Genomic DNA, 24603 nt, shown 5'->3' with positions numbered 1-24603 from the left:
GCCGAGCTGCGGATGTACAACACCTACCTGTACCCCGGCACGGACCAGGACGAGTACGTCGACGTCTACAAGCTCAAGCGCAGCTTCAACGAGACGAAGGCGACCTGGAACACCTACGACGGGCTGAACGCGTGGACCGCGCCGGGCGGTGACTACGACACCGCCTGGAAGGCCAGCTTCAACGGCTTCACCAACGACCCGGAGTGGGAGACCTGGGACGTCACCACCGCCGTGGACGGCTGGGTGAAGACCCCGGCCAGCAACTACGGCCTGCTGCTGCGCCAGCGCGACGAGGTCAACCAGACCGCCCGGGCGATGCTGCTCTCCTCCGAGGGTGAGGAACCGCTGCTGCGCCCGACCCTCGAAGTCACCTATCTGGAGCAGACCGGCGAGTCGACCTACTACGCGGCGTCCACCCCGACGGTGGCAACCGCGAACGCCACGTACACGGTGCCGGTGACCCTGTCCAACCCGACCCTGACCACCTGGAACCCGACCGACTGGGAGCTGGGCTACGACTGGAAGCGGGCCGACGGCACCACCGACGGCGCGGACCCCAGCTTCGAGGTCGTCACCCCGCTGCCCAAGAGCGTTCCCGCCGGCGGCACGGTCGACGTCAACGCCCAGGTGAAGACCCCGCCGTCGTCGACCGACGGCAACAAGCGCACCGACTACGTGCTCAAGTGGGACCTGCGCAACAAGCTGACCGGCAAGAAACTGTCGGAAACCACGCCGGCGATCCAGCCGTTGCCGCAGAACGTCGCGGTGGAGGAACCCACCTCCGACCAGCTCGGTCTGGAAAAGTTCTACTCCTACGCGGGGAAGAACACCGGCGCCGGCGGCACCCTGATGAACAACCTGTACGCCGGCAACACCGTCTGGTCGTACAACGCGTTCAGCAACCCCTCCCGGGGCCTGTCCACGTTCGTGCGGATGTCCTACAACTCCCTCGACACATCCGACACCGTCGCCGGCTACGGATGGTCGTTGCAAGCCTCGTCGATGATGCGCCTCGGCGCACCACTGGACTTCCACCCGAACCCGAACCCGACCAAGGTCACCCTGACCGACGGTGACGGCACCAGCCACTGGTTCACCTGGGACGCGGCCGCGAACGAGTGGAAGAGCCCCAAGGGAGTTCACCTCTACCTGCAGAAGAACAGCAGCGTGGACTGCAAGCCCAACATCCAGGAACGCAGGGCGTGGGTGCTGACCCGGCCGGACCGGACGCAGTTCTTCTACGACTGCGAGGGCTTCCTGTCCAGCATCGTGGACAACAACGGCAACGAGATGCTCTTCACCTACGAGGAGCGGAAGTCCAACAACAAGCCCACCAAGTTCCTCCGCTACATCACCGACCCGACCGGTCGGAAGACGCTGACCGTCGACTACTACGCCAAGGGTCAGTCGTTCGACTACATCGACGACACCACCTGGACGCGGAAGTCCGCGACCAACCTGACCAACCCGAAGATCATCGATCACATCTCCCAGATCACCGACATCTCCGGACGCAAGCTCACCTTCACCTACACCGACAAGGGCCTGCTCGGTGAGCTGATCGACGGAGCCGGGTCGACCGACGGTGCGCCGAAGACGTTCAAGTTCGCCTACGACATGACGCAGGGGAACAAGAACGTCAAGCTGGTCAAGGTCACCGACCCGCGCGGCAACGCCACCAGCCTGACCTACAACTACCCCCAGAACGGCGACGACCCGAAGTTCCACTGGACCACCAAGTCCTACACCGACCGGCTCGGCCACCTCACCCAGTTCGGCTACGTCGACCCCGACGGCCCACAGGGCAACAACATCAACGCCACGGTCACCGACGCCGAGAACCACGCCACCCAGTACCTACTGGACGGCTACGGCCGGGCGTACCAGACGACCAACGCGAAGAACGAGGTCACGAAGCTCGGCTGGGACGACGACCACAACGTCATCCGGTTGGAGGAGGCCAACGGAGCGGTCTCCACCTGGGCATACGACCCGAAGACCGGCTACCCGACCGAGGTCAAGGACGCCGAGGCGGTCCGCAACAGCTGGCCGGGCACGGTGCTGACCTACCAGCGCCAGCTCAACGGGTACGTGGCCGAGGTGGTCAGCAAGACCAGCTCGGAGGGGCGGAAGTGGACCTTCACGTACACGGCCGAGGGTGACGTCGAGACGGTCACCGACCCGGTGGGCAACACCACGGCGACCGACGGCGACTACACGAGCCGGAACACCTATGACGACTGGGGCCAGCTCGTCGCCGCCAAGGACGCCAACGGCAACACCACCGAGTACCTCGACTTCCACGCCAGCGGCTACCCGGCGAGGATCAAGGACGCCGGCAACGGGTTCTCGTACTTCACCTACGACGACCGGGGCAACGTTCTCGAGGTCAAGAACGGTAAGAACGCCAAGGTCACCCAGGGGTACGACACCTTCGGGCGGCCGAAGGACAAGGTCGAGCCGATGGACGCGGCCAACAACCGGTTCATTACCACCAAGGCCTCGGTGTACGACGCCAACGACAACATCGTCACGGCGTACGCGGCTAACGGGACGGCGTCGACCTCGGTCTACGACAAGGCCGACCAGGTGATCGAGTCGTACGCGCCGAAGGACCTGGCGACCGACCCGGAGCGCAAGACCACCACGACGTACGACAAGGTCGGCAACGTCCTGACCGCCACGGAGCCGCAGGGCAACCTGACCTCCGAGGTCGGCGACTACACCACGACCACCAAGTACGACGCGATCTACCAGCCGATCGAGGTCACCAACGGCCTCGGCCAGAAGGTGGTCTCGGAGTACGACAACGTCGGCAACGTCACGGTCCTGTACGACGCGAAGAAGACCGCCAGCGTCGAAAACGACTTCACGACCAAGTACGAGTACGACTGGAACCACCGGGTCGTGAAGACCACCGACGCGCTCGGCAAGTTCACCACCGCCCGATTCGACAAGGACGGCCTGACCCTCGGCACCACCGACGCCGAGGGCAACGAGTCGCTGGCGACGTACGACGCCCGCGGCGCGCTGATCGAGTCGAAGGTGCCGCACACCAAGGACGGCGCCGGCACGATCACCTACCGCACCACCAAGTACGAGTACGACCAGGTCGGCAACCAGACGAAGGGGATCACCCCGCGCGGGGTGAACACCACCGACGACGCCGACGACTTCGCTGTGGTGACCGTCTACGACACGCTCAACCGCAAGAAGGAGGAGTGGTCGTCCTATGACAAGGACGACAGCCGCTACAACACGCCGGACAAGACCTTTTACACCTACGACGAGATCGGCAACCTGGCGAAGGTCAGCGCGCCGCCGTCGGAGGGGCAGACGGTCCGTAACGACACCGAATACACCTACTACGACAACGGGTGGACCAGGACGTCCAAGGACCCGTGGGACATCGTCAACTCGTACGACTACAACGATCTGGGCCAGCAGACCAAGAACACGCTGAGCTCGGCCGGCGGGTCGACCACCCGGACGATGACCTGGGACTACTTCCCGTCCGGCAACGAGAAGGGACGGTCGGAGGACGGCCTGCCGGTCGGCAAGGACGTGATCCTGGTCGACAACTCCGACTCGAACAACACCGCGAGCCAGGGCACCTGGACCAACGGCGGCGCGACCGGGCAGTGGGGCTACGACGTGGCCACCGCGCCGGCGGGCAGCGGCTCGGCCCAGTTCAACTGGCAGCTGAACGTCCCCCGGGACGGCAGCTACGAGGTATTCGTGCAGCACCCGCAGGTCACCGGTGCCGCGACGGACGCGAAGTTCACCATCACCCACAACGGTGGCAGCGTCACCAAGACGGTGAACCAGACCCAGAACAGCGGTACCTGGATCAGCCTGGGCAGCTACTCCTTCGTCGAGGACGGCATTCAGAAGATCACCCTCACCGACCAGGCGACGGGCAAGGTGCTCGCCGACGCGGTCAAGCTGGTGCGGGACAACGCCGGTGACGTCGACAACGAGAAGAAGGAGTTCACCTATAAGTACAACCCGAACGGGTTGCTGGTCGAGGTCAAGGACCTCAGCCCCGGGGCCAAGATCAGCCGGTACGACATCGCCTACGACCAGCTCAACCAGATCTCCACGGTCAAGGAGTTCACCGGCGCCACCGACACGACGCCGAAGAACACCACGGCGCTGACGTACGACGACAACGGCAACCCGCTCACCTCGACCCACGACCTGACCTGGTCGAAGATCGAGTACGACGCGCGGGACATGGTCGCCAAGGTGACCAACGCCGATTCGCCGACCGCGGGCAACCAGCAGATCTCGTCGTTCACCTACACCGCTCGCGGGCAGCTGCTCAAGCAGACCAAGCCCAACGGCAACACCGTGGACTTCGAGTACTACCTCGACGGCGCCACCAAGCACCAGCTGGAGAAGACCTCCGGCGGGGCGACCGTCGCCGAGCACACGCTGGAGTACCAGGCCAACGGCCACCCGTCACGGGACGTGCTCAAGTTGATGAACGCCGACAACTCGTCGGACTACATCGACAACACCTACACCTTCACCTACGACCCGCAGGACCGGATCAGCCGGCTCGACAAGACCGGTGACAGCACCTCGACGGAGTCGTACGTCTACGACGCCAATGGCAACACGGTGTCGCAGACGATCCAGGGTGTCACCAGCACCAGTAAGTACGACCGGAACCGGCTGCACTCCACCACCACGGCTGGGGTGACGTCGACGTACAACTACGATCCGCTGGGCCGCCTGGACACTGTGTCGGTCGGTGGTGAGCGGGCGCAGAAGTACTACTACGACGGTTTCGACCGCACGGCGAAGACCACCGCGGGTGTCGGTGCGAACGCCAAGTCGACGACCTACGTGTACGACCCGTTCGACCGGACGGTGTCGCAGACGGCGGCCGGTAAGACGACGCTGTTCACGTACCTGGGGATGGACAACCAGGTGCTGCGTGAGGAGGTCGCCGGCAAGGCGGAGAAGTCGTACCAGTACGCGCCGTGGGGTCAGCAGCTGACCCAGATCAAGCACAAGGACGACGGCGGCCGGGAGTACTCGCAGTTCATCTACCGGCCGCGTGGTGACGTGATCGGCATTACGAAGGAGAACGGCAACACCCGCGCCACCTACGGCTACACGGCGTACGGCAAGGACGACGAGTCCCAGTTCACCGGTGTGGACAAGCCGGGCACGCAGCCGGAGGGTGAAGAGCCGTACAACGCATTCCGGTTCAACGCCTCCCGGTGGGACGCGGGCTCGGGCACCTACGACATGGGGTTCCGGAACTACGATCCGGGCCTGAACCGGTTCCTGACCCGGGACACCTACGGCGGCGCCATGGCGGACATGGGTCTGGCCATGGACCCGTTCACCGGCAACCGGTACGCGTTCGCCGGCGGTAACCCGATCAGCTTCATCGAGCTGGACGGGCACCTGTTCGGGATGTCGTGGTCGGACATCGGCCACGCCGCCCTCGACGTCGCCGGAATGGTGCCGGTGATCGGTGAGGTCGCCGACGTCGCCAACGGCATCTGGTATCTGGCCGAGGGCAACTACGTCGACGCGGCGATGTCCATGGCCTCCGCCATCCCCCTCGCGGGCAACGCGGTGGCTGCGGCCAAACTGGCCAAGACGGGTAAGAAGATCGCCGACGGCATCGACACCGCCAACGACACCCGCAAGGCCGTCGAGGCAACCACGGACGGATCGAAGGCACTTCCCACCAACACTCCCAACCCGAAGACTGAGAACCCGTGTAACAGCTTTGTCCCTGGCACGAAGGTGCTCCTCAGCGATGGGAGCAGCAAGCCCATCGAGGAAGTGAAGGTCGGGGACCGGGTTCTGGCCACCGACGTGGAATCGGCGGACCAGCAGAGCCGGCCCGTCACCCAGCTCATCCAGGGTGATGGGATCAAGAAGCTGGTCACCATCGTCGTCGACACCGACGGCAAGTCCGGTGACAAGACCAGCACGATCGTCGCGACTGACGGTCACCGGTTCTACCTGCCGGACTCCGGGGTCTGGGTGACCGCCGGCCAGCTCAAGGTCGGCGCCTGGCTCCAGACGTCATCTGGCACCTGGGTCCAGATCGCTGCCATCCGGCACGAGACCCGCGTCCAGCGAGTACACAACTTCACCGTCGACGGACAGCACACCTACTACGTCCTCGCCGGCAAGACTCCCGTACTCGCCCACAACGACGCCTGCCCGATCAACGGCGAGACGGCCGATCCGAACAAGCTCAATCTCGGTTCGGGTGAAAACCCGATGCCGGGCGCGGTCAACGTCGACATCGCGGCGAAGCCGGGCGTGGACGTGGTCGCCGATGCGAAGGCCCTTCCCTTTAAGAACGGCACCTTCGACGAGGTGCACGCGATGAACCCGTACGGCTACAATCCGGTGAGCGCGGAAACGGCGCGTGTTATGAAGCCGGGCGGCATTCTCAAGGTGACGGCCGTGATGAAGAAGAACAAGTACGGGCGGGCGAGTGCCCAGCAGATTGAGGACGCCGGCTTCGAGTTGGTAGGCCGCACCGGGCTCGATCCGGCCCATGCCTACGGAACAATGAAGCGCACCGATGGCGGCAAAATTGCCGCGGAACTGCTGGAGACACTGATATATCGGAGGAAATAGCGGAGAGGGTAACGCGTCCAGATCTACTGCCCGTTGAAGCATGACGGTAGATGCCTGGCGATGGAATGGCCCCGGGCCGAGGCGCGACAGATGTTGCGCCCGGCCCGGGCTCCTCTGGCGATGCCCGTTCCTTGTTGTTGCAAGCTGGCCGCGGTGGTCGCTCCTGCTGACTACCTGCTCTTGCTATGGTTGCGGCCACCCTCTGCACCCCACCGCCACAGACGGATGCAGGTTTCGGTCGCGACGCCTCACGGAAGGTGCTGTTGATCATGACGACTGCGGAGGTCGAGCAGCAGGTCGCCCTGGTCGCTGCTTTTCTGAGGGATACGGCGGAAGCCGTTGGACATCCTGACATCGTAGAGCGCCTGGTGGCACCGCTGCGGGTCACCATGGGAGACCTGGCTGCATTGCCGCGGTCGGACGACTTCTGGTCGGGGCGGGCCAACGATCGCCTCACGATCTTCAAGCTTGAGGAGTATGCCAGGCGGCGGGTCGACCGCGACCCGTACGACCGGCTCGCCGGTCGTACGCTGGTCGCCCTCGCGTTACGGTACGGTGCCAACGATGGAGGGCTGCCCTACATTGCTGCCGAAGTCGCCGCAGACCCCAAGGCCGTTGGTGATGCGGTGATCGTGGCGCACTGGATTTGCTCAGAGATCGGCCTTGACACCACCCACGACCTACGTCGGGCTCTTTCCGGTGCCGATCGCGCCGCTCTAGTTGATTTGGCACAAAGTCACCAGGGCTGGATAGGCGTAGCTGCCGGTATCGCTCTCAATGTCATGGCTGGAGCCAGCCTGGACGAGGCGTATGTCCGGCGCTATTGACTGACCGGCCGTTGGTCGCCTGTAAGCGAGTAGTCATCGACCTGTAATCTAAAGAGGACGGCAAATTGATGCACGCGCTGTGAGTGGTCGGAGGATCGCCAACTCGCAGACATTTGGGCGAGAGGGTTTCGGCGGCAAGCATTCTTCGGTAGCTGACAAGGCCGGGTCAATACGGCTGAGAGCGCCACTAGCCTAACGGGAGCGGCGGCTAGCCTAGCTGGACGTACGGTGGATCGATCCCGCCAACAGGGAATCAATCAGCCCGTCCACATCCTCGGGCGCAACAAGCAACTCAGTGACGGAGAGGTGAGGGCGCACATGACGACCGACAACTTCCGCTACTCAGCAGGCTACGTCGAGCGCGTGCGAGAGCTTGCAACCCGTGAGTTTCTCGTTGAAGTTGGTCTACCCGTCATGCACGTCTTATTCATGGCTCGCGAGACGTCGGGGAGAAGCGCGGTCTTGCGGTTGGCGAATCGGGAGTTGCTAAGAATCGGTGAAGCGTCGGACAGCGACGACGTTGGTGCCTACTACGTGGACTGCGCTACTGGGGCAGTTAAGTTCGTGGTCGCCAACGAGTCGACCGAACTGCATGTGAACGATTCACCCGAACTCCTTGCGGACTACTTGGCCGTTTTCGATCTTAAGAATGAGGTTGGCGCACAAGGGCCGGGGCAGCCGGATCCGGAAGAAATCGCACAAGCGCTGGAGGATGAAATTCCGCGCATCGACCCGTCAGCGTTGGCAGATGAACCGGGCTTCTGGCGGTCCCTGATCGATGACGTTGCGATCGGCGATTACACAGACGACGGCAGTATCAGCTGACGGATGCCGACCGTCGGCAGATGCGCTAAAGCGCAGGAGTAAGTCAAGACCTCTTGGTGAGTACCGGCGATGTTCGCCGCCGTCTGGCAGCACGGGAGTGAGGCCAGAGTGGCCCGGGTGCCAAGCGCAGGTGGTTGAAGTTCTAGGATTGGTATGGGAAGGGTTTCGGCAGCGAGCATTTGGCGGCAGTTGGCCGGGCTCGGGTACCCGAGGGTGCCATGGTCACCAGCCGTGGGAGTGCCACATGGCAAAAAGGCGATCTGGAGTTTATCGCCTGGCTGGAAGAGGATCCAGTCGGGTTGGTGAAGGCGGTCATGAACGTCGGCGACGCTCGACTAGGGCCACTGATGGACGAGTTTGGTCGCATGGCGATGCGCCTGAGACTAAGGCTGCGGGGCATTCCCTGGCCGGCGAGGAAGGTACTTGAGGATCAGGAAGTCAGCTATTTTCAGAAAGTTATAAGCGCAGAGCAGGATTTCCTCAAGGGTAGACGGGGCTTGATCAATGTCCTTGCGTCGGAGTCGGAAGTCGTGCGTGGCGACATCTATGCTTGGCAGGATAAGTGCAGTTATGTCGGACGACGCGTTCAAGCCTTGATCCTTGCCGAGGACGCGGGTGAGCAGGCTCTGGCTAGTCGATTGCGTGAGTCCCTGAAAGCTAGTACCAAGCAATCGCCGGGTGGCCCGCCCGTGCTGTTCCAAGCAAGGAGATGGGCAGACGAGTACGCGAAAAAGGTAAATCGAAAGGTAGTAATCTGGCGCCGTTCGTCTAGCGAACCGTTGGCCCCCGACAGTCGCGTTGCAAATCGGTTCGGTTTTTGCTATGCCGTCTTTCCGAGTTGGTGATGTTGATGTTCGAAGAACATCGAGCGGCTGATGGGATTGTGGATGCCCGGGGGTGCTGTGTGAGGAGGTCGCCGGCAAGGCGGAGAAGTCGTACCAGTACGCGCCGTGGGGTCAGCAGTTGACCCAGATCAAGCACAAGGACGACGGCGGCCGGGAGCACTCGCAGTTCATCTACCGGCCACGGAGCCGTACAACGCCTTCTTCTTTCGGAAACATATTGAAGGATGGGTCCCGTGAGCGAGGGTGAAGGTTCGGAGGCTGGGTACCCTGGCTTCAGCGTGATGCGATCGCCTCGCCTCCTGCAGAACGTTGGCACGCTCAAGCGCATCGCCGTAGCCAAGCTGGCCGGAATTCGAATGATCAGTGCCTCCTTCTCAGGGGATCGCCTGGTGTTCCAGCCCTGGTTGACGGTCATGATCGATGAGGGCAGCTCTGTTTCCGTCACGGGGGTCTACCGGACCGACTCTTCCCTGGGGCGGGAGCCGGAAGGGGAGGGCCCGACCTTCTGCTTGAGAAAATCTGCCTGGCTGCTCGATGCCGACCTCGCCTCGGTGCAGAAAGCATCGGACTTCAGGTCGTATCTCTCGTGCGGTGAGCAGGTGGAGAATGTCTTTACGTTCGTTAGTCGTAACACCGATCCTGAGGTGATCGGTGTTACGGAGAAATTCGTCGCCTCCATGAATAATGCCGAGTTGACGCTGCGCGCCGCGGACCGCGCCAGTTTCCGGTGGCAGTACGTAAGGATGGAGATAGGTGACAGAATTCGTGCCTTCGATATTTGATACTCGCCGGTGACCACATCCATCGACCTGGTGGAGTCGGCGCTCCCCGAATGGTTGGCGTCGGTCGATCGCGCTGTGGGTCTTCCGGGCTTCCAGCCGGACGGTCCGCTGACCATCAACATTGACCGATCAGTCCCAGAGCTCATCGGTTAGCCGGGGAATAGCCGCACACATGCGACACGGGGGTTGGGCTCGCTGCTCTGCGGGGCGGCCACCGCCCAGGGCGGGAACGATCAGCTCGAACTGGCAGGCGGGTCGGCGTAGACGCCCTGCAGCATCCCGGTGGCCTGCCCGATCTCGATGAGGTAGCCGTCCGGGTCGCGGAGGTAGCAGCGCACCTCGGCCTTGCGGTCGAGCGGCTCGGTCAGGAACTGCCCGCCCTTGGCCCGGGCGTCGGCGTAGAAGGCGGCGATGTCGGCCACCCGGACGTTGAGGAACGCGGAGACCGGGTCGCCCGGCTCATGCGGGGTCAGGGTGATGTCGGGCTTGTCGGGGGTGGGCCCGCCGCCGGGGTTCATGATGATCCAGCTGTTGGCGATCTTGACGATCGTCGGGTTCTCGACGAGGACGATCTGCCCACCGAAGATGTCGGCGTAGAACTTCCGCGAGACGGCGACGTCGCGCACGGTGAGGAAGTGTGTGACAACCAGACCTTGCCGTGGTGCGGGAAGATCGTCGCGGTCCACCATCGGGCTCTCCTCGCGGTCGCCTGGTCCTGCCGACGTAGGGGTCTCCGTCAGCCTCCCAGCTCTGTTGTCGCCACATACGCGGCTTCAGAAACTCCCGCCCGACGGGGAATGGTCCGCCATCACCGACCGGCAACGTGGCCAGCGGGCTTGATCATGGGCGGGCGCGACAGCACCACGTGATCAGTATTGAGCCACGGCAGCGCGTAGCTCCTCGACCACCCGCTCCCGAAGGTGGCCCGGTGCCAGCACCTTTACGGCGGCGCCGAGGCTGAGCAGTGCCGAAAGCGCCAACCCTTCGTTCTCGAACGGGATGGTCAGCTCGACCGCCCCGGTCGCGGTGACCGGGACCCGGTCCTTCCCGGGGGCGGGCACCAGCCGGCGCAGGCGGGGCAGGGCCCGGGCAGCGACGCGTACGGTGACCTCGACGGCGGGCTCCTCGTCCTCCAGGGGCCGGCGCGCCTCGGTCCACGATCCGGCGAGGTCGAACCGGGGCGGGCGGGCGACCGGCTCGTCAAGGACGTCCACCGCGCGCATCCGGGAGACCCGGTAGGTGCGTCGCCGGCCGTCGCGCAGGGCGACCAGATACCAGTCGCCGGCGGCGAGCACCAGCCCGAGCGGGTCGACCTCGCGGGTGGTGGGCCGCCCGTCGCGGACGTACTCGATGCGGGCGCGGCGGTCGCGCCAGACCGCGTCGGCGAGTTGGGGGAGGCAGGGCACCGGCTCGGGGGCGCCGTACCAGCGGGCCGGGTCGAGGTGGAAGCGCTCGGCGGTCCGGCCGGCGCGTTCCCGGGCCTCGCCGGTCAGGCTGGCCCACACCTTGACCCGGGCGCCCTCCAGCAGCTCGCCGGGCCCGAGTTGCTCGGCCGGGCCGGCGAGCCCGAGGAACACCAACGCGCCGGCCTCGTCCAGGCCGACCCCGGTGAGCCGGGTGCGGTAGCTGCGGTCGAGGCGGTAGCCACCCGCCGGCCCCCGGCTCGACCGCACCGGAATGCCGGCGGCCACCAGCGCCTCGACGTCGCGCTGCACCGTACGCTCGCTGACCTGCAACTGCCGGGCCAGCTCCCGCCCGCTGGCTTGGCCGCGCACCTGGAGCTGCAATAGCAGGGTCATCATCCGTGACGCACGCACGGTCCCATGTTTGCCGACGTATACGACAGAGGGTGTCGGGAACTCGGGTGAGACTCGGTGGACCGAGCCGCATCCCGAGGGAGAAGACGTTGTCGGAGCGGATCACGCCGGGGCAGTTCCATGCGGCCGCCGGGGTCGAGGAATGGCGGGTGCTGGGCGAGGGGGCGTGTGCCTGGTTCCGTACCGGCTCGTTCGCGGCCGGTGCCCGCCTTGTCCAGGCGATCGGCGAGCTGCCCGGCCTCGACAACCACCATCCGGACGTCGACCTGCGGCACGGCGGGGTGGCCGTCCGGCTGATCACTCTCACGTCCGATTACTACGGGCTGACCGGGCGCGACCTCGAGCTGGCCCGGCGGATCTCGGCGGTGGCCCGGGAGCTGGGCATACCCGCCGACCCGTCGGCCGTGCAGACCGTGCAGGTCACCATCGACGCGCAGGTCGGCCCGGCGGTGACGCCGTTCTGGCGTGCCCTGCTCGGCTACGTCCACCGGGCCGGCAGCCCTGAGGACCTGGTCGACCCGCGCGGCCGGGGGCCGGCGTTCTGGTTTCAGGCGATGGACGCGCCGCGACCGCAACGCAACCGGGTCCACGTCGACGTCTGGGTCCCGTACGACCAGGCCGAGGCCCGGGTGGCGGCGGCGCTGGCGGCCGGCGGGCGGCTGGTCAGCGACGCGGACGCGCCGTCGAACTGGGTGCTGGCCGACCCCGAGGGCAACGAGGCCTGTGTCGGCACGGCCGGCTGGCCGGGTGGCGGCGGTGCGACGTGACGCCGATCGGGTGCTGCCGTGTCGTCCGGGCCCGGGCCCACGCGCCGCGCTGTTACGCTCCGCGCGGGAGGACTGCGTACCGTCACGTTCCGGACTCGCGGCCGGCGGAGGGTGTCACATCGGTACCCTGCTAGTCCTGGCCTGCCCGCGACGACATGGTGGTTTGTTGATGAACGATCTTCGAGTGGTGGCGTTCGACCTGGACGACACCCTGGCCGTCTCCAAGTCGCAGATCGATCGTCGCATGGCGGAACTCCTCGGCCACCTGCTCACCGAGGTGGACGTTCTGATCATCTCCGGTGGCCGGTTCGAGCAGTTCGAGGCGCAGGTGCTGGCCCACCTCGAGCTCACCGAGGAGCAGCGCAGTCGGCTGCACCTGATGCCGACCTGCGGCACCCGCTACTACCGCTGGCGGGACGGCGACTGGCGGCTGGTCTACGCCGAGGACCTGAGCGAGGCGGACAAGGTCCGGATCGTCGCGGCGCTCACCGAGTCGGCGAAGGCGCTCGGCCTCTGGGAGGACCGGACCTGGGGCGACATCATCGAGGACCGGGGCAGCCAGATCACCTTCTCGGCGCTCGGTCAGTCCGCCCCGCCACAGGAGAAGTACGGCTGGGACCCGGACGGCAGCAAGAAGAAGCGGCTCCGAGACGCGGTCGCCGAGCAGCTGCCCGACCTGGAGGTACGCGGCGGCGGCTCCACCTCGATCGACGTCACCCGCAAGGGCGTGGACAAGGCGTACGGCATGCGCAAGCTGCTGGAGTGCCTGGACCTGAAGCACGACAACGTGCTCTTCGTCGGCGACCGACTGGACCACGGCGGCAACGACTACCCGGTCAAGGCGATGGGCATCCAGTGCCACGCCGTCACCTGCTGGGAGGAGACGGCCGACTACGTGCAGGTGCTCGTCGACGACCTGGTCCGGCGGCACGCCCAGCGGGCGTAATCGCCGAGCCGGAAGTGGGCCTCAGCGCGTGCTGAGGCCCGTCTCCCAGGCGCCTCAGAGCGCTGCGTGGATCGCCTCGGCGAGCGTGGTCGGCGTGCGGCCGAGCAGCTTCGCCAGGTCGTCACCGACCTCCAGGTCGCCCTGGGCGAGACCGCGGTCGCCGTCGGCGAGCACGGCCGCGTACCCCTCCGGCACACCGGCCGCGACCAGCAGTTCGGTGAGCTTGTCGACCGGCAGGTCGAGGTACGACACGCTGTTGCCGCTCTGCCGGGACACCTCGGCGGCCAGCTCGGTCATGGTGAACGGCGAGCCACCCAGCTCGTACGCCCGGTTGGTGTGCCCCTCGGTGGTGAGGACGACGGCGGCGGCCTCGGCGTAGTCGGCGCGGGTGGCGGCGCTGACCCGGCCGTCGTTCGCCGCGCCGGCGACCCCGTGCTGGAGGTACGTGGGGAGCTGCCCGGTGTAGTTCTCCAGGTACCAGCTGTTGCGCAGGAAGACGTGCGGCAGGCCGGAGTCCAGGATCAGCTGCTCGGTCGCCTTGTGCTCGGCGGCGAGCAGCAGGCTGGAGGTGTCCGCCTTGGCGATGCTGGTGTAGACGACCAGCCCGACGCCCGCGGCTTTGGCGGCGGTGATCACGTTGCCGTGCTGCACCACGCGCCGGCCGACCTCGCTGCCGGAGACGAACATCAGCTTCTCCGCGCCGGCGAAGGCGGCCTGCAACGACTCGGCGTCGTCGTAGTCCACCCGTTGGGTGGCCAGGCCGCGCCCGGCGAGGCCGGCCAGCCGGTCGACGTCGCGGCCGGCCGCCACGATCTGGTCAGCCGGTACGCCCCGGTCGAGCAGCGACTGGACGATCAGGCGGCCGAGGTGGCCGGTGGCGCCGGTGACGACGATGGACATGGGAACTCCCTGCGGTCGGTGCTGAGAACACTGTCTTCGCACAGCAACGGGAACATCGCAGCCTTACTTCCCGTTGGAGAGTAGGCACCTTCAAGTTCGATACGCACCAAAGGAGAGTGAAGCTCGTGCAGGCGGACCCGTTCAACCGGAACTGCGGCAGCCGGAAGGTCCTCGACCGGATCGGCGACCGGTGGAGCGTGCTGATCGTGCTCACCCTCGCCGGCGGCCAGAAGCGCTACGGCGAACTGGCCGAGCGGATCGACGGGATCAGCCAGAAGATGCTCACCCAGACCCTGCGCGGGCTGGAACGCGACGGCCTCGTCACCCGTGCCGTGCAGGCCAGCGTGCCGCCCCGGGTCGACTACGCGCTCACCGACCTCGGTCGCAGCCTGCTGGACCTCGTCGCCGGCCTGGAGGCATGGGCCACCACCCACCTCGACGAGGTGGAGGCCGCCAGGGTCCGCTACGACGCCCGCTGACGGTTCCGGAACCGGCGCACCCTGGCGCGATCGGCGTCGATGGGGTAGGAACAGGGCGTCCCGGCCCAGAGAGCGCTCTCACGGCTCTCGCGGCCGATACCTACCCCACCACCGACAGGGCAGGCAGATGAGACCACTCGACCCCTCCCGCCGCCGCTTCCTCACCCTGACCGCCGCCTCGGCCGTGTCCCTCACCGGCCTCGGGCTCCCCGCTCTCCCGGCCCCCGCCGCGCCCGGCCATCCCGAGGACGCCGAGCCGGACCTCGGCCCCAACGTCTTCGTGTACGACCCGACCACCCCGGCCGAGGAGATCCAGTCCACCCTGGACCGTCTCTTCGCCGCGCAGGAACGCAACGAGATGGGCGCCGACCGGTACGCCGTGCTGTTCAAGCCCGGCCGGTACGAGGTCAACGCGAAGCTCGGCTACTACACCACCGTCGCCGGACTCGGCGCCCACCCCGACGACGTGGAGATCCACGGCGCGGTACGGGTGATCGGGCAGCCCGACCCGAACTCGCCGGCCGGCATCTCCGCCCTCACCAACTTCTGGCGCTCGGTGGAGAACCTCGCCGTGACCCCGACCGACTGGTCGAACCAGTGGGCGGTCTCCCAGGCGTCCCCGATGCGCCGGGTGCACATCAAGGGCATCCTCTGGCTGGAGCCGGGCAACGGCGGTTACTCCAGCGGCGGCTACATCGCCGACTCCAAGGTGGACGGCATCACCATCAACGGCTCTCAGCAGCAGTGGCTGACCCGGGACAGCGAACTCGGCGGCGACTGGACCAACGGGGTCTGGAACCAGGTCTTCTCCGGCGTGCTCGGCGCGCCCGCGCAGGGCTTCCCGAACCCGCCGTACACCACCCTGCCGGCCAGCCCGGTCATCCGGGAGAAGCCGTACCTCTTCGTCGACGGCGCGGGCCGTTGGCGGGTGGCCGTACCCGGGCTCCGGCACGACACCGCCGGCACCAGCTGGGGCGCGGTCGTACCCTCGTTGCCGCTGTCCGCCTTCTTCGTCGCCAGGCCCACCGACTCCGCGCAGCGGATCAACCAGGAGCTGTCCCGGGGTCGACACCTGCTGCTCACCCCGGGCGTCTACCACCTCGAGCGGGCACTGCGGGTCAAGCACCCGGACACCGTCGTGCTCGGCCTCGGCATGCCCAGCCTCGCCCCGACCACCGGCGACGCGGCCCTGCGCATCGAGGACGTGGACGGGGTACGCATCGCGGGGGTACTGGTCGACGCCGGGCCGGTCGAGTCGGAGGTGCTGGTCGAGGTCGGCAAGCGGAACAGCCACCGGTCGCACGCGACCAACCCGATCTCGCTCCAGGACGTCTTCTTCCGGATCGGTGGACCCTCGGCCGGACGGGCGGTCACCAGCCTGGTGGTGAACAGCCGGCACACCCTGATCGACAACATCTGGGCCTGGCGCGGCGACCACGGCAAGCCGGGCACCATCGGCTGGACCGTCAACACCGCCGGCACTGGAGTGGTGGTCAACGGCGACGACGTCACCGCGTACGGGCTCTTCGTCGAGCACTACCAGCGGTGGCAGACCGTCTGGAACGGTGAGCGCGGCCGGACCGTGTTCTATCAGAGCGAGTTGCCGTACGACCCGCCGAGCCAGGCTGCCTGGCACAGCCCGACCGGGCGGGGCTGGGCGTCGTACCAGGTCGCCGACCACGTCCGCGCGCACGAGGCGTGGGGGCTGGGGGTCTACTCGTACTTCAACGAGGGCGTCGACATCCGCTGTGACCGGGCGATCGAGGCGCCGCGCCGGGCCGGTGTGCGGTTCCACGACGCGATCACCGTCTTCCTCGACGGCAGCGGCGGCATCGAACGCACCATCAACGAGGCCGGCACGCCGGTCGTCGGCTCGTACGGGACCAGCCCGGTGATCAGCTACCCGTGAGACGGGGCGCGGGCGCGGCGCGCCGGTGAGGTAACAAAAATTCACCGGAAGGCGCTGTGCCCGCTCCACCGTGCACAGGCGCCGTCCCGACCATAGGCTCCGATGCATATCGAGCCTTCGCGGCCACCACCCGCGACCGGTGTCGGACGCGATCGAGGGGGCGTGTCCGGCACCGGCCGTCGCCGATGCCCGCGCACGTTCCGGGCGATCTGTGCCACGCGCGCCCGGCCGGTCGCCCCCGTGCCGACAGGCGGTGGTCAGGCGGGGAGCTGCTCGGCTCGGGTGACGACCTGGTCGATCAGGCCGTACTCGCGGGCCTCCTCGGCGGTGAACCAGCGGTCCCGGTCCCAGTCGCGCTGGATCTCCGGCAGCGGGCGCCCGCTGTGCCGGCCGATCAACTCCTGCATGGTCCGCTTCACGTGCAGCATGTTCTCCGCCTGGATGCTGATGTCGGCGACCGTGCCACCGAAACCGCCGGACGGCTGGTGCATCATGATCCGCGAGTGGGGGAGGGCGAACCGCTTCCCGGCCGTCCCGGCGCAGAGCAGGAACTGCCCCATCGAGCCGGCCATCCCGAGCGCCAGCGTCGCCACGTCGTTCTTGACGTACTGCATCGTGTCGTAGACGGCCATCCCGGCGCTGACCGAGCCGCCCGGCGAGTTGATGTAGAGGAGGATGTCCCGCTCCGGATCCTCGGCCGCGAGCAGCAGGATCTGCGCGCAGATCTGGTTGGCCGAGGCGTCGGTGACCTCGGTGCCGAGGAAGATGATGCGTTCGGCGAGCAGCCGCTCGAAGACCCGGTCGCCGAGGGACGGCTGCCCCTCGTCCAGCATCCAGATGCCGTACCCCATAACCTGACCACCCTCCGTGCCACCGGCGGGCGACGGGCCGCCCGGGAACCGGCGGTCTCCAGCGTCCGGCGGACGGTGGCCCCGGGCCCAGGGTTTCTGCCCGCGGCAGATCCGCCGTTGGCAGAACCGGCGGGCCCTAGGCCGCGGCCAGTCGCCGCCGGCCCGCCCGGGCCCGCCGCCTGGCCAGCGTGGCCGAGGTACGCGGGCGACGCCGCGCGTCGGTCGGCGCGGGGAACAGCCAGACCCGGGTGCCGGACCCGACGGTCGTCGGCGACGGGTATCCGAGGCTCGCGCCGCCGAGCGGGAACGCGGCCTCCGGCAGCCGCAGCGACCCGCCGAGCAGCGGCGTCGGCAGGGCGGGACGCCGGGCGACGTGCAGCCGGGGTGCACCACCCACCCGCACGTGTGGGCCGGTGCGGGGGGCGTGCGTCGCCGGCACCCGGTCCAGCCGGGCCAGGGCCACCCCCGATGTCACCGGCGTCCGCCGCTCGACCTGCCGCAACTCGTCGCGGGCCTCCTCGAGCAGGTCGGAGAGGTGGATCCCGAGGGCCCGGCAGATGGCGGCCAACACCTCCGAGGAGGCCTCCTTGCGGCCGCGCTCCACCTCCGACAGGTACGGCAGCGACACCCCGGCCGCCTGGGCCACCTCGCGCAGCGTCCGGCCCTGCCGCAGCCGTACCCGGCGGAGCACCCCGCCGATCACCCGTCGCAGCAACGACATGCGGGCCTCCTCGCGGTCGTCGTCCCGGGACGTCCCCATCATGCCCCGTCCGGCGGCCGGGCACGTCACGCGGGCGCGGACCGCGACCCGGGAGGCCGGCGCCCGCCGCAACGGCTATCTTGTGCTCGTGCAGGTGACCGTGGCGGAGCAGGACCGCCAGTGATCCATTTTCCCGCGCAACGGCGGGGGCCGCTGAGCGCGCTCAGTCTGCGCCTGCTCGCCGCCCTGGCCCTGGTCTGCGCCGTGGTGGCCGCGGTCTGGCTCGATCGCGACGGCTACCGTGACGTCAACGAGGACGGGATGACCCTCCTCGACTGCTTCTACTACGCGGTGGTCTCGCTCTCCACCACCGGCTACGGCGACATCACCCCGGCCAGCCCCTCGGCGCGGCTGGTCAACGTTGTGTTCGTCACCCCAGCCCGGGTGCTGTTCCTGATCATTCTGGTCGGCACCACCCTGGAAGTCCTGACCGAGCAGTACCGGACCGGCCGTCGCCTGTCGCGATGGAGGAGGACCGTGAAGGATCACGTCATCATCTGCGGCTACGGCACCAAGGGCCGGAGCGCGGTCTCCGCGCTGCTGGAGAACGGGACGGACAAGTCCCGGATCGTGGTGGTGGAGCGGAGCGGTGCCGCGCTGCGGCAGGCCACCTCGGCCGGGCTGGTCGCCATCGAGGGTTCGGCGACCCGGTCGGCGGTGCTGGAGCAGGCGCACATCCGGACGGCCCGCGCGGTGATCATCGCGACCGACAGCGACGACGCCTCGGTGCTGGTGGCGCTGACCGTGCGGCAGCTCACCGCCGGCCAGGTCCGCATCATCGCGGCGGTACGCGAGGCGGAGAACGCCCCGCTGCTCAAGCAGAGCGGCGCGCACCACGTGATCGTCTCCTCGGCGACCGCCGGCCGGCTGCTCGGCCTCTCCACCTCCGCCCCGCCGCTGATCGACGTGGTGGAGGACCTGCTCACCCCGGGGCAGGGCATGGCGCTGGCCATGCGCTCGGCGGAGCGCGACGAGGTGGGCAGGTCGCCGCGCGAACTGGACTCCCTGGTGATCGCCCTGGTCCGGCGGGGCCGGGTGGTGACGCTCACCGACCGGGCCGGTGCGGAGATCGAGACCGGAGACATGGTCGTGTACGTCCGTGACGACCGCCCCCAGGCCACGGCCGCCGCACCCTGATCCGGTTGCCGTCGGGCGCGTTCGGGTGCCGGGCCAGGTGGTCGGGTTCCGCGATATGCCGGACCAAGGGTCGGTCGGACATTCACGATCAACCACTTGGATGTTTATCTTTCGGCGCGGACTTGTTAGCGTGTGGCCGCTTGGAACTGCCAACGGGCGCGGCAACCGGTCGGTCGCCGGCGCCATTACCTTGGCCCGGGCACGGGGGATTCACTGTCACGCGAGCGCATGGAGCTCGTGTGTCTCGTTCTCAGCCTCCGCTGGGTGCCGCGTCGCGACGGCAGTTTCGAGTGCCTCGGTAACCAAACGACGGGAAAACTATGGCTCAAGAGGCAGAAAACGCAGGAACCCGACGGCGACGGGCGGCCGGAATTGTGGCCGGCATCGCTCTCGGCGGTGCGGCGATCGTCGCGCCGGGAACGGTCGTCCAGGCCGCCCCGGCGGGCGGCGCGTACGACGCGGGGAGCGCCACCCAGGCCGAACGGCCGACGAAGCTGCCGCACTTCCGGGAGGGGAACTTCACCCCGCCCGCCCCCGGTGCGTACGGTCCCCGGTTCCAGTCGAAGGGCACTGGCGCGACTCCGCGGATCGTCGGCGGCACCACCGTCAACGCGGCGGACTACCCCTACATCGTCGGGGTCGTCACCTACCTCGAAGGGGGCGGCTACGGCTGGTGCACCGGCACGATCATCGCCCGCAACAAGGTGCTGACGGCGGCGCACTGCACCGCTGACGGAGCGGGCACCACCCGGGTCATCGCCGGGCACGACCAGCTTCTCGACGCCGACGGCAAGATCATCACCACCGCCGGCTACGTCGCGGAGGTCGGTTCCACCTGGACCCACCAGAGCTGGAACATCGCCGCGCAGTACGCCGGCACGGCGCAGACCATCCTCGACGACGTCTCCGTCCTCACGCTCAAGAAGGACCTGCCGGTCGAGTACACGCCGGTCACCTTCAGCGCCCAGGGCGAGACGGCGTACGTTCCCGGCAACATGGCGGACATCGTCGGGTACGGCGTCACGACGTCGGACCCGAACGTCAAGGGTGACACCCGGCTGCGCAAGGCGTCGGTGCCGATCCAGACCGACAGCTACTGTGCCGCCGACGCCAACCGGGCCGGCATCGGGTACGACGCCAACCGGATGCTCTGCGCCGGGAACGGCACCCCCGCCGCGCCGTCCGCCGACACCTGCGGCGGCGACTCCGGCGGCCCGCTGCTGGTGAACAACAAGCAGGTCGGCCTCACCGACTGGGGCTACGGCAACTGCGGTGAGCACCCGGGCTTCTACGAGGAACTGGGCTACTACTCCAACGCGATCAAGGCGGACTACACCCGCCCGCCGCTGGTCAACGCCGACTGGACCGGCGACGGCCACACCGACCTGATCGGCCGGGACACGGCCGGCAACCTGCGGCTCTTTCTGGGTAGCGGGTTCTTCAACGACGGGTACGGCGGCATCTGGTCGAGCCGGATCATCGGCAGCGGTTGGGGCAGCTTCAAGCGCGTCTTCCGGGTCTACAACTGGAACGGCGACAACAAGCCGTCGATCATGGCGGTGAACACGGCCAACGAGCTGTGGATCTACAACACCGACGGCACCGGCAATTTCCTCGGCAGCCCCAAGCTGATCGGCACCGGCTGGGGCGGCTTCACCGCCCTGATGGTGACGAACAACTGGCTGGGCAACAACCGCCCGAGCTTGATGGTCCGCAACTCCAAGGGCGAGCTCATCCGCTACACCAGCAACGGCCAGGGCGGCTGGGACAACCCGAAGGGCACCCTGATCGGCACCGGCTGGAACACGTTCAACCTGTTCCTCACCCCGGGCGCCTGGAAGGGTGACGGCCTGGAGGTGCTGATCGGCCGCACCAGCGTCGGCGAGCTGAAGCTGTACCAGTCCAACGGCACGGGTGGCTGGACCAACCCGAAGGGCACGCTCATCGGCACCGGCTGGGGCGGGTTCAAGAACATCCTCACCCCGGGTGACTGGAACGGCGACAACATGGTGGACATGCTGGGTGTCGACGGCACCAACAGCATGCGCATTTACACCACCGACGGGCACGGCAAGTGGATCGACGGCCGCGGCCAGGTGATCGCCACCGGCTGGGGCTCCTACAACCTGGTCTTCTGACCGGGATCGCTCCACAGCTCAACGAAAGGGCCCGCGACCACAGGTCGCGGGCCCTTTCCTGGCCTCTCCGTCGGGACGCTAGCCGATCGTCCAGGTGTCACCGCTGGCGAGGAGGCCGGCGAGCTGCTGCTCCGGCGTCTCGTCGATGGTGGCCTTCGCCGTGGCGACCTGCTCCTGCACCACGCTGTCGTACGCCGGGCGGGTGACCGAGCGGAACACGCCGATCGGGGTGTTGCGCAGGTCCGCCCCCGGCAGCCGGGACAGCGCGAAGGCGTACGCGGGATCGGTGACGCCCGCGTCGTGCACCACGATCTCCTCGGCCGGGGTGGCCGCGGTGTCGCGGACCTCCAGCCCGAAGCCGCCCGGCGGGTGGACGACGCAGAACTGCCCGTCCTTGCCGAACGTGATTGGCTGGCCGTGCTCCAGCCGGATCAGGTAGTCGTCCCGGGTAGCCGGCTCCTTGAGCTGGTCGAATGCGCCGTCGTTGAAGATGTTGCAGTTCTGGTAGATCTCCACGAACGCGGAGCCCTGGTGCTCGGCGGCGGCCCGCAGCACCGACTGGAGGTGCTTGCGGTCGGAGTCGATGGTCCGGGCGACGAAGGTGGCCTCCGCGCCGAGCGCCAGCGACAGCGGGTTGAACGGGGCGTCCGCCGAGCCGACCGGGGTCGACTTGGTGATCTTGCCGACCTCGGAGGTCGGCGAGTACTGCCCCTTGGTCAGGCCGTAGATCCGGTTGTTGAAGAGCAGGATCTTGAGGTTGACGTTGCGGCGCAGCGCGTGGATCAGGTGGTTGCCGCCGATGGAGAGCGCGTCGCCGTCACCGGTGACCACCCAGACCGACAGGTCCGGCCGGGTCACCGACAGGCCGGTGGCGATCGCCGGGGCGCGGCCGTGGATCGAGTGCATCCCGTAGGTGTTCATGTAGTACGGGAAGCGGGACGAGCAGCCGATGCCCGAGATGAAGACGATGTTCTCCCGGGGGATGTTCAGCTCCGGCATGAAGCCCTGCACGGCCGCCAGGATGGCGTAGTCGCCGCAGCCGGGGCACCAGCGCACCTCCTGGTCGGACTTGAAGTCCTTGGCGGTGAGCTTGAGGGCGATGGGCTCAGACATTCTTCAGGACCTCTTCCAGCATCGTCTCCAGCTCGGCGGCGGTGAACGGCAGGCCGCGGACCTGGTTGTAGCCGATCGCGTCGACCAGGTACTTCGCCCGGATCACGTGGGCGAGCTGGCCGAGGTTCATCTCGGGGATGACCACCCGGTCGTACGCGCGCAGCACCTCGCCCAGGTTGGCCGGCATCGGGGCCAGGTGGCGCAGGTGCGCCTGGGCGATGGAGAGCCCGCGCTGCCGCAGGCCACGGCAGGCCGCCCCGATCGGGCCGTACGTCGAGCCCCAGCCGAGCACCAGCACCCGGGCGTCGCCGTCCGGGTCCTCCACCTCGATGTCCGGCACGGGGATGGTCTCGATCCGCGCCGCCCGGGTCCGCACCATGAAGTCGTGGTTCGCCGGGTCGTACGAGATGTCGCCGGTCTTGTCGGCCTTCTCCAGGCCGCCGATCCGGTGCTCCAGCCCGGGGGTGCCCGGGACGGCCCACGGCCGGGCCAGGGTCTCCGGGTCCCGCAGGTACGGCAGGAAGGTGGTGCCGTCCTCGCCGTTGGGCCGGCTGGCGAAGTCGACCCGGAGATCGGGCAGGCTCGCCACGTCCGGCAGCAGCCACGGCTCGGAGCCGTTGGCGACGTAGTTGTCGGAGAGCAGGATCACCGGGGTGCGGTAGGTCAGCGCGATCCGCGCCGCCTCCAGGGCGGCGTAGAAGCAGTCCGCCGGGGACTTCGGTGCGATCACCGCGACCGGGGCCTCGCCGTGCCGGCCGTAGAGCGCCATGTTGAGGTCGGCCTGCTCGGTCTTGGTCGGCATGCCGGTGGACGGCCCGGCGCGCTGCACATCGACGATCACCAGCGGCAGCTCCAGCGCCACGGCCAGGGAGATGGTCTCGCCCTTCAGCGCCACGCCCGGACCGCTGGTGGTGGTGACCCCGAGCGATCCGCCGTACGACGCACCCAGCGCCGCGCCGACCGCGGCGATCTCGTCCTCGGCCTGCATGGTGATCACGCCGAACCGCTTGTGCTTGCTCAGCTCGTGCAGGATGTCCGAGGCCGGGGTGATCGGGTACGCCCCGAGGAAGACGGGCAGACCGGAGCGGACGCCGGCGGCCACCAGGCCCAGCGACAGCGCGGCGTTGCCGGTGATGTTCCGGTAGGTGCCCGGCACCATGCTGGCCGGCTTGACCTCGTACCGGACGGAGAAGTCCTCGGTGGTCTCGCCGAAGTTCCAGCCGGCCCGGAAGGCGGCCACGTTCGCCGCGACCAGCTCGGGGCGGGCCGCGAACTTGCGCTCCAGGAAGCGCAGCGTCGACTCGTACGGGCGGGAGTACATCCAGCTCAGCAGGCCGAGCGCGAACATGTTCTTGGCCCGCTCGGCGTCCTTCTTGGACACCTCGTGCGCGGCCAGCGCGCCGATCGTCATCGAGGTCAGCGCGACCGGGTGCACCACGTAGCCGGAGAGCGAGCCGTCCTCCAGCGGGTTGGTCGTGTAGCCCACCTTGGCCAGGTTGCGCTTGGTGAACTCGTCGGTGTTGACGATGATGTCCGCGCCGCGCGGCAGCTCGGCCAGGTTGGCCTTTAGGGCGGCCGGGTTCATCGCCACCAGCACGTTCGGCGCGTCGCCGGGGGTCAGGATGTCGTAGTCGGCGAAGTGCACCTGGAAGCTCGACACGCCCGGCAAGGTGCCAGCGGGGGCCCGGATCTCGGCCGGGAAGTTGGGCAACGTGGAGATGTCGTTGCCCAGTTGGGCCGTCTCCGAGGTGAACCGGTCACCGGTGAGCTGCATGCCGTCGCCGGAGTCGCCGGCGAACCGGATGACCACCCGGTCCAGTTGACGGATCTGCTTGGTCACGCCCGCACCTCGCTTCGCTCAGCGCCGTCACACGGGCGGCTGA

Annotated in this window: 20 protein-coding genes; 13 read left to right on the top strand and 7 right to left on the bottom strand. The window is 67.8% G+C overall.

What is annotated here, in order from left to right; genetic code table 11:
• Nucleotides 1-12 precede the first annotated feature (12 nt).
• The 6 genes from A6A27_RS41285 to A6A27_RS41265 all read left to right on the top strand — a co-directional run bounded on the left by A6A27_RS41285 (nt 13) and on the right by A6A27_RS41265 (nt 9903).
• Nucleotides 13-6624, top strand: coding sequence for a golvesin C-terminal-like domain-containing protein (locus A6A27_RS41285; RefSeq protein ID WP_073840078.1), 6612 nt, complete (start codon nt 13-15; stop codon nt 6622-6624).
• A 269-nt stretch (nt 6625-6893) separates the two neighbouring features.
• Complete coding sequence (locus tag A6A27_RS41280) at nt 6894-7451, top strand: hypothetical protein (protein ID WP_143194447.1); 558 nt, start codon at nt 6894-6896, stop codon at nt 7449-7451.
• 318 nt (nt 7452-7769) lie between these two features.
• Nucleotides 7770-8276: an SUKH-4 family immunity protein gene (locus A6A27_RS41275; protein WP_143194446.1), complete on the top strand. Its 507-nt coding sequence runs from the start codon at nt 7770-7772 to the stop codon at nt 8274-8276.
• A gap of 218 nt (nt 8277-8494) precedes the next feature.
• Nucleotides 8495-9121, top strand: coding sequence for a hypothetical protein (locus A6A27_RS44035; RefSeq protein ID WP_143194445.1), 627 nt, complete (start codon nt 8495-8497; stop codon nt 9119-9121).
• A gap of 52 nt (nt 9122-9173) precedes the next feature.
• Nucleotides 9174-9368 (top strand): hypothetical protein, encoded by a 195-nt coding sequence (locus A6A27_RS41270; protein WP_073840075.1) that lies wholly within the window; start codon nt 9174-9176, stop codon nt 9366-9368.
• Complete coding sequence (locus tag A6A27_RS41265) at nt 9355-9903, top strand: hypothetical protein (RefSeq protein ID WP_073840074.1); 549 nt, start codon at nt 9355-9357, stop codon at nt 9901-9903. The genes A6A27_RS41270 and A6A27_RS41265 overlap by 14 nt, the downstream gene beginning before the upstream one ends.
• Before the next feature lie 233 nt (nt 9904-10136).
• Here the strand turns inward: A6A27_RS41265 and A6A27_RS41260 are convergent, their stop codons facing one another.
• Both A6A27_RS41260 and A6A27_RS41255 read right to left on the bottom strand, forming a co-directional pair.
• Nucleotides 10137-10592, bottom strand: coding sequence for a VOC family protein (locus tag A6A27_RS41260; protein WP_073840073.1), 456 nt, complete (start codon nt 10590-10592; stop codon nt 10137-10139).
• 180 nt (nt 10593-10772) lie between these two features.
• A complete protein-coding gene (locus A6A27_RS41255) occupies nt 10773-11720 on the bottom strand; it encodes a helix-turn-helix transcriptional regulator (RefSeq protein ID WP_143194444.1) in 948 nt (315 codons plus the stop codon).
• Nucleotides 11721-11809: 89 nt separating this feature from the next.
• Between A6A27_RS41255 and A6A27_RS41250 the strand changes: the two genes are divergently transcribed.
• Both A6A27_RS41250 and A6A27_RS41245 read left to right on the top strand, forming a co-directional pair.
• Nucleotides 11810-12487 carry a VOC family protein gene (locus A6A27_RS41250; RefSeq protein ID WP_073840071.1) on the top strand — a complete coding sequence of 226 codons (678 nt, stop codon included), beginning with the start codon at nt 11810-11812 and terminating at the stop codon, nt 12485-12487.
• Nucleotides 12488-12656: 169 nt separating this feature from the next.
• A complete protein-coding gene (locus tag A6A27_RS41245; RefSeq protein ID WP_073840070.1) occupies nt 12657-13433 on the top strand; it encodes an HAD-IIB family hydrolase in 777 nt (258 codons plus the stop codon).
• 54 nt (nt 13434-13487) lie between these two features.
• Here the strand turns inward: A6A27_RS41245 and A6A27_RS41240 are convergent, their stop codons facing one another.
• A complete protein-coding gene (locus A6A27_RS41240) occupies nt 13488-14333 on the bottom strand; it encodes an SDR family oxidoreductase (protein WP_073840069.1) in 846 nt (281 codons plus the stop codon).
• A 116-nt stretch (nt 14334-14449) separates the two neighbouring features.
• Between A6A27_RS41240 and A6A27_RS41235 the strand changes: the two genes are divergently transcribed.
• Together A6A27_RS41235 and A6A27_RS41230 are read left to right on the top strand one after the other, a co-directional pair.
• The gene (locus A6A27_RS41235) at nt 14450-14812 is read left to right on the top strand and encodes a winged helix-turn-helix transcriptional regulator (RefSeq protein WP_443190043.1); all 363 of its coding nucleotides are present in this window, start codon (nt 14450-14452) and stop codon (nt 14810-14812) included.
• A 127-nt stretch (nt 14813-14939) separates the two neighbouring features.
• The gene (locus A6A27_RS41230) at nt 14940-16721 is read left to right on the top strand and encodes an adenylyl cyclase (protein ID WP_073840068.1); all 1782 of its coding nucleotides are present in this window, start codon (nt 14940-14942) and stop codon (nt 16719-16721) included.
• Nucleotides 16722-16978: 257 nt separating this feature from the next.
• On the opposite strand, the gene A6A27_RS41225 is transcribed toward A6A27_RS41230, so the two are convergent.
• Together A6A27_RS41225 and A6A27_RS41220 are read right to left on the bottom strand one after the other, a co-directional pair.
• Nucleotides 16979-17572, bottom strand: a complete 594-nt coding sequence (locus A6A27_RS41225; protein ID WP_073840067.1) for an ATP-dependent Clp protease proteolytic subunit — start codon at nt 17570-17572, stop codon at nt 16979-16981.
• Between the two features lie 136 nt (nt 17573-17708).
• Complete coding sequence (locus A6A27_RS41220; protein ID WP_073840101.1) at nt 17709-18293, bottom strand: helix-turn-helix domain-containing protein; 585 nt, start codon at nt 18291-18293, stop codon at nt 17709-17711.
• A 40-nt stretch (nt 18294-18333) separates the two neighbouring features.
• Between A6A27_RS41220 and A6A27_RS47040 the strand changes: the two genes are divergently transcribed.
• The 3 genes from A6A27_RS47040 (at nt 18334) to A6A27_RS41210 (ending at nt 21607) form a co-directional block, all read left to right on the top strand.
• Entirely contained in the window at nt 18334-18456 is a 123-nt protein-coding gene (locus A6A27_RS47040; RefSeq protein WP_274534630.1) for a hypothetical protein, read from the top strand.
• A complete protein-coding gene (locus A6A27_RS41215; RefSeq protein ID WP_073840066.1) occupies nt 18453-19469 on the top strand; it encodes a potassium channel family protein in 1017 nt (338 codons plus the stop codon). The genes A6A27_RS47040 and A6A27_RS41215 overlap by 4 nt, the downstream gene beginning before the upstream one ends.
• Nucleotides 19470-19843: 374 nt before the next feature.
• On the top strand, nt 19844-21607 hold the full coding sequence (locus A6A27_RS41210; protein ID WP_073840065.1) for a trypsin-like serine protease: 1764 nt from the start codon (nt 19844-19846) through the stop codon (nt 21605-21607).
• 78 nt (nt 21608-21685) lie between these two features.
• On the opposite strand, the gene A6A27_RS41205 is transcribed toward A6A27_RS41210, so the two are convergent.
• Together A6A27_RS41205 and A6A27_RS41200 are read right to left on the bottom strand one after the other, a co-directional pair.
• Entirely contained in the window at nt 21686-22720 is a 1035-nt protein-coding gene (locus A6A27_RS41205; protein WP_073840064.1) for a 2-oxoacid:ferredoxin oxidoreductase subunit beta, read from the bottom strand.
• A complete protein-coding gene (locus tag A6A27_RS41200) occupies nt 22713-24560 on the bottom strand; it encodes a 2-oxoacid:acceptor oxidoreductase subunit alpha (RefSeq protein WP_073840063.1) in 1848 nt (615 codons plus the stop codon). The genes A6A27_RS41205 and A6A27_RS41200 overlap by 8 nt, the downstream gene beginning before the upstream one ends.
• Nucleotides 24561-24603: the final 43 nt, after the last annotated feature.

Source organism: Micromonospora sp. CB01531, assembly GCF_001905095.1.
Lineage (GTDB): Bacteria > Actinomycetota > Actinomycetes > Mycobacteriales > Micromonosporaceae > Micromonospora.
The sequence above is the reverse complement of the archived record's forward strand: the minus strand, read 5'-3'. Positions and strand labels throughout refer to the sequence as shown.